Here is a 4,955-nt window from a genome sequence, read left to right as displayed (position 1 = left end):
TAATAAAACCCCTCGGTAAGGAATGTTTTTATAATCAACCAAACGAATCACCGCAGGATATTCAAAATCCCTACTTACTGTTCGGATTTTCAATAGCTCATAGGTAGAAAGACAATTCGCCTTTTCCATCAACACCAAGACAATGGCCTTTTGCACTGGCACTACCGCTACCGGAGTATGATCTAAATTCAATACCAATACTCTTTTTTCCATTCTAATTAATAATTGAGTGGCCTTTTAAAACATACTGTTTACTTGAATTGTTTTTTTGAATGGTCTCCCATTCATCAATATCTGAGATCCTCATTTTACCATCCATCCATAGTACTTCTTCCGCCCCCAAATACATTGAAACATGAGTAATTTTCTCATCTAAATCGTTGAAAATAAACAAATCCCCCGGGATTACCTGATCAGGTTCAATCATTTTTCCCTGCATTTTTTCTAAAGTCCATTGGTATCCAGCAGTGGCATAAATCAATTCAAATCCTTTAATTTCATCCAAACCAAAAATACTCCTTCCACCGGACTGATAAGGCGCATTTATGTACTTCAGTGCTATTTCCAATAACTCATCTCGACCAGCTTTCACAGCATGACTTCTTACGGATCCTGTAAAACCAATATGATCCTGCCAATTGAACAACTCCAATTCTGAAAAATGGAGTCGACTCCCCGGCAATAAATAAAGATTGGTTCCCTGATATTCAATAATAGCAACGGGACTAGTGACAACCTGAAAATCCTGACTTAGGAAACTTGCATAGTCAGCAGGCAAAATGGTTTTGATAGATTTTGAGGTAATCCATCCCTCTAGGCCAGTATCTTCGTGAAAAATTTTGTACCAGCTTTGGTCAGGGTTAATAGCTTTTACTTGGTAGCATTCCCCGAAAAGTAGCTGGGAAATAAGCGCAGATTCAAAGGTAGGTTTTCTATAGAGCGGTAAAATTGTCTGGCGGCATATCCCAAAGACATCAGTCAAAGGCCATTCGCTGGATTTCTCTTTTCGCATCTTTTTCTTTCAGATCGTGTCGTTTATCATGAAGCTTTTTACCACGACCTAAGGCTATTTCCATTTTAGCTAAACCTCGGTCGTTTATAAATATACGAACAGGAATGATAGTCAGACCCTTTTCTTCAGACTTAGTTTCCAATTTATCCAGTTCTTTCTTACTAAGTAGGAGCTTTCTATCCCTCACCGCTACATGATTGTAGCTAGCTGCCATAGAATAGGGAGCAATATGCATCTGCCGAACATACAATTCCCCTTTTAGAAAAATACAAAAAGCTTCTGTCAAAGAAACCTTTCCTTCTCTTATAGACTTGATTTCTGTGCCTTTCAACACCATTCCACAGACAAACTTTTCTATGAATTCAAATTGAAAACTCGCTTTTTTATTTTTGATATTAATAATCTTATCAAACTTTGAAGGCTTCGCCATATTAAATTTTCATTTTTGCCAAGGGTGTCACATCATAGGTTGAAAACTCCCTAGCCAGATACTTGTAATGCGCAGCCATGGCTATCATGCCTGCATTGTCTGTACAATATTCAAATTTAGGAATGTATAAGTTCCATCCCTTGGTGATTGCTAATTCATTCAAGGTATTTCTCAATCCTGAATTTGCAGATACCCCACCTGCAATTGCGACCTCTTTTACTCCATATCGTTTCACTGCCTCTTTCAACTTGATCTGAAGCATTTCTATCAAAGTCCATTGAATACTTGCGCAAAGATCTTCTAAATTCTCCTCTATAAATTTGGGATTTTCTTTCAGCTGATCTCTTAAGAAATATAAAACGGCTGTTTTAATACCACTGAAAGAATAATTCAATCCAGCCATTCGTGTTACAGGAAACTTAAAAGCTTTAGGATTTCCATCCTTAGCATACTTATCAATCAATGGGCCACCAGGATAGGGTAGCCCTAATAATTTGGCTGTCTTATCAAAAGCTTCTCCCACTGCATCATCTTGAGTCTCTCCGATCACTTCCATATCCAAGAAATCTTTTACCAAAACAAGCTGTGTATGCCCTCCACTTACCGTCAAACAAATAAAAGGGAAGTTCGGTTTTGGGTCATCAATAAAATGAGCCAAGATATGGGCTTGCATATGGTTGACTTCAATCAAGGGAATATTTCTGGCAAAAGCCAATGCCTTAGCAAAGCTGACACCTACCAAAAGTGATCCCATTAATCCAGGACCTCTGGTAAATGCAACTGCCGAGAGTTGATCTAAAGTAATTCCAGCTGACAAAACAGCCTCTTGAACCACAGGGATTAGATTTTCCTGATGAGCGCGCGAGGCAAGTTCGGGAACAACTCCGCCATATTTTTCGTGGACGGATTGTGTGGCGACAATATTATTAAGTACTTTGCCGTCTACTATTACAGAGGCAGATGTCTCGTCGCACGAGGATTCAATTGCTAGAATAAAGTTATCGTTGGTACCCATTGGAAAAGAACTCGAAAGTTACGGATTTTTTGCACAAAGCGTTTCGGATAATCCTTTGGCTTATCTTTTCTATAATTCTTCTCTTCATTTTAATTGCACTAAGTCTTCAAATCTCTTTTGTTCAAAATTGGGTGGTCAATACTGCCGCAAACTATATAAATGAGCGAAGTGATTTTAAAACTGAAATTGGCAAAATTACCCTCAATTGGTGGGATGCAGTCAAACTTCAGGATGTCACGATCTTCGATCATAGAGATAGCTTGATGATCGGTGCAAAGGTAATTGAGGTTGATTTTGAACTCAATTCCTTACTCAATGCCGGAAATCCCAAGCTGCAAGAAGTCATTTTAACTAACCCAAATCTCCATTTAATTTCTCATGAAAGCGACAGTTTAATGAATCTCAATCTCTGGGTTCTACAAATGACAGAGGTTTTTGGTTCAGGAAGCAGTTCAAGTAGTAATTCAAAATTTGGAATTGATCAGGTGAAAATCCGTGGAGGAACAGTTCATATTGAGAATTTGAACTATCCTCCTATTGAGGAAGGTTTTGATTACAATCATCTGAAATTCGATGAAGTCTTTTGCAACGCAAATTCCTTCTATTTGGAAGGTGCAGAGATTGGTATCAATGTCCAAATGATCACCGGAATAGAAAGTTCTTCTAATCTTGAGATCAAAGAATTGATCACTGATTTCAAATATTCTCCGGATTTTATAGAGTTTGACAATTTAAGCTTGAGGTCTGAGAAAACCCAAATCAAAGACTACGTTCGGTTCGATATGTTGACGGATTCTGCACTTTCTAATTTTATTACGGAAGTGGAAATCACGGCAAGAATGGAGGAAACACTTTTGAATTTATCTGACCTTCGGAAATTTGCTCCAAACCTCCCGCAAATTGAAGATGAAATTTATTTGAGTGGCGAGGTAATAGGAACCATTTCAGATTTAAACTCTGAAGAGTTTCTGATTCGTCTCGGACAAAAAACTGCCCTCTTTGGAGCTTTTCAACTGGAAGGACTGCCAGATATTGAGGATACCTATATCAATCTTTCATTAAAAAACTCTACAGTATTAGCAAGAGATTTAGGCCCCTATCTAAATCCTGATGTTGAAAAACAAATTTTTAAGTTTAATACCATTCGATTTAATGCAGATTTTGCCGGATACTTAAGCAGATTTACTACCTCAGGCGATTTTAAAACAAGCATCGGAGAAATAAATGGAAGGATTAATTTTGATATCGTAAACGATAAACCTTCTGTTGTTTCTAGATTAATAGTCAACAACCTTGATTTAGGGATTTTGGCAGAGGATCGTGCTCTATTTCAAAAAGTCAGTTTAGATGGAAATGTCACTCTTAAAGGTGATTCAAGGGAAAATATTTTAATCGGAGTAGACGCAAATATTTCGAAAGTAGGCTTGAATAATTACATCTATACGAATATCAACACAGATGCGACCTATGGTTTAAATCTATTTAAAGGAAATCTCAATATTGCCGATCCTAATTTAAAAATGCAGGCAACTGGACTTTTGAACTTAAATCCCACGGTGGATTCAGTCAGGATGCAGATTGATTTGGACACTGCTTTTCTTCAAAATATCAATTTGACAGATAAGCTTAACTTCCTCAGTGGTAATTTGATTATTGATACAAAGGGTGTTACCCTAGATGACGTTCAAGGAATTGCAAGATTTACCAATTTAGCTTTAGGTTTCGAAGATAGATTTTTGGATTTGGGAGATTTTAATTTCCAATCACTTTTTGCGGGAGGTACACGCACCATGTCTATCAATTCTGATTATCTCGTAGCGGCTGCTTCCGGTCAATTCAATTTGGAACAAATCTCGAAAGATCTCGACGTCTTACTAGATCAATATATTGCCATTATTTTGAATGAACCTCAGCCAGTGGCTGACCTAGAAACTATTTTTGCAGAAACTTATAATCTGGATTTAAATATTCGGATGTTCAATGTTAATCCAATTGTACAACTGTTCAATCCCGATATTTATATATCAAGAAATACAATTTTGGAAGGTGCTTTTTATCAGACTCCTGAAAATACAGTCTTCAACTTTTTTACAAGCATAGATACTCTCAGCTATCAGAACAAAACTGCCTATGCTACAAATGTCGATTTCAACACCTCAAAAATCATCAACTCTGAAGAGATTTTGGCTTCTTTTTATATTTACTCAAAAGCTCAAGATATAGGCAAAACTATTTCATTTTCGAATCTAGGTTTAGAGGCAATCTGGGATCAAAACAAGGTAGCTTTAGATTTTACTTTAGATCAGGATTCTACTCAAAGTGCTGCAAGGGTAAATGCGAACGCTCAATTTTCTCAACAAAACACAAAAATAAATTTCGCTCCTTCCTCTCTTAAAGTATTTGATAAAGAATGGAAGTTTGTGGAGGAAAACCTAATAACGCTTATTCCGGGAGAAATAGATTTTTCCAATGTCAAAATCTATAATGAAAACCAGTTT

At 37.0% G+C, this 4,955-nt stretch carries 3 protein-coding genes and 2 pseudogenes; 1 reads left to right on the top strand and 4 read right to left on the bottom strand.

What is annotated here, in order from left to right; all coding sequences use genetic code 11:
* The 4 genes and pseudogenes from Q0L68_RS16280 to tsaD form a co-directional block, all read right to left on the bottom strand.
* Positions 1-213: pseudogene (locus Q0L68_RS16280) on the bottom strand (HNH endonuclease); the annotation flags it as partial.
* A 1-nt stretch (position 214) separates the two neighbouring features.
* Positions 215-1,012 carry an NlpC/P60 family protein gene (locus Q0L68_RS16275; RefSeq protein WP_296705216.1) on the bottom strand — a complete coding sequence of 266 codons (798 nt, stop codon included), beginning with the start codon at positions 1,010-1,012 and terminating at the stop codon, positions 215-217.
* Complete coding sequence (gene smpB / locus Q0L68_RS16270) at positions 975-1,442, bottom strand: SsrA-binding protein SmpB (RefSeq protein ID WP_296705214.1); 468 nt, start codon at positions 1,440-1,442, stop codon at positions 975-977. Before smpB ends, Q0L68_RS16275 begins: the two co-directional genes overlap by 38 nt.
* Position 1,443: 1 nt before the next feature.
* On the bottom strand, positions 1,444-2,457 hold the full coding sequence (gene tsaD / locus Q0L68_RS16265) for a tRNA (adenosine(37)-N6)-threonylcarbamoyltransferase complex transferase subunit TsaD (protein WP_296705211.1): 1,014 nt from the start codon (positions 2,455-2,457) through the stop codon (positions 1,444-1,446).
* Positions 2,458-2,588: 131 nt separating this feature from the next.
* Between tsaD and Q0L68_RS16260 the strand changes: the two are divergent.
* Positions 2,589-4,955, top strand: a pseudogene (locus tag Q0L68_RS16260) (translocation/assembly module TamB); the annotation flags it as partial.

This window comes from Algoriphagus sp., assembly GCF_024642405.1.
In the GTDB taxonomy this organism is placed as follows: Bacteria; Bacteroidota; Bacteroidia; order Cytophagales; family Cyclobacteriaceae; genus Algoriphagus.
This window is presented reverse-complemented; position numbering and strand designations above follow the sequence as displayed.

What these genes read in the sequence shown, in the direction of transcription:
- tsaD (WP_296705211.1), bottom strand. Translation starts at nt 2,457, where the DNA reads ATGGGTACCAACGATAACTTTATTCTAGCAATTGAATCCTCGTGCGAC.
- smpB (WP_296705214.1), bottom strand. Translation starts at nt 1,442, where the DNA reads ATGGCGAAGCCTTCAAAGTTTGATAAGATTATTAATATCAAAAATAAA.
- Q0L68_RS16275 (WP_296705216.1), bottom strand. Translation starts at nt 1,012, where the DNA reads ATGCGAAAAGAGAAATCCAGCGAATGGCCTTTGACTGATGTCTTTGGG.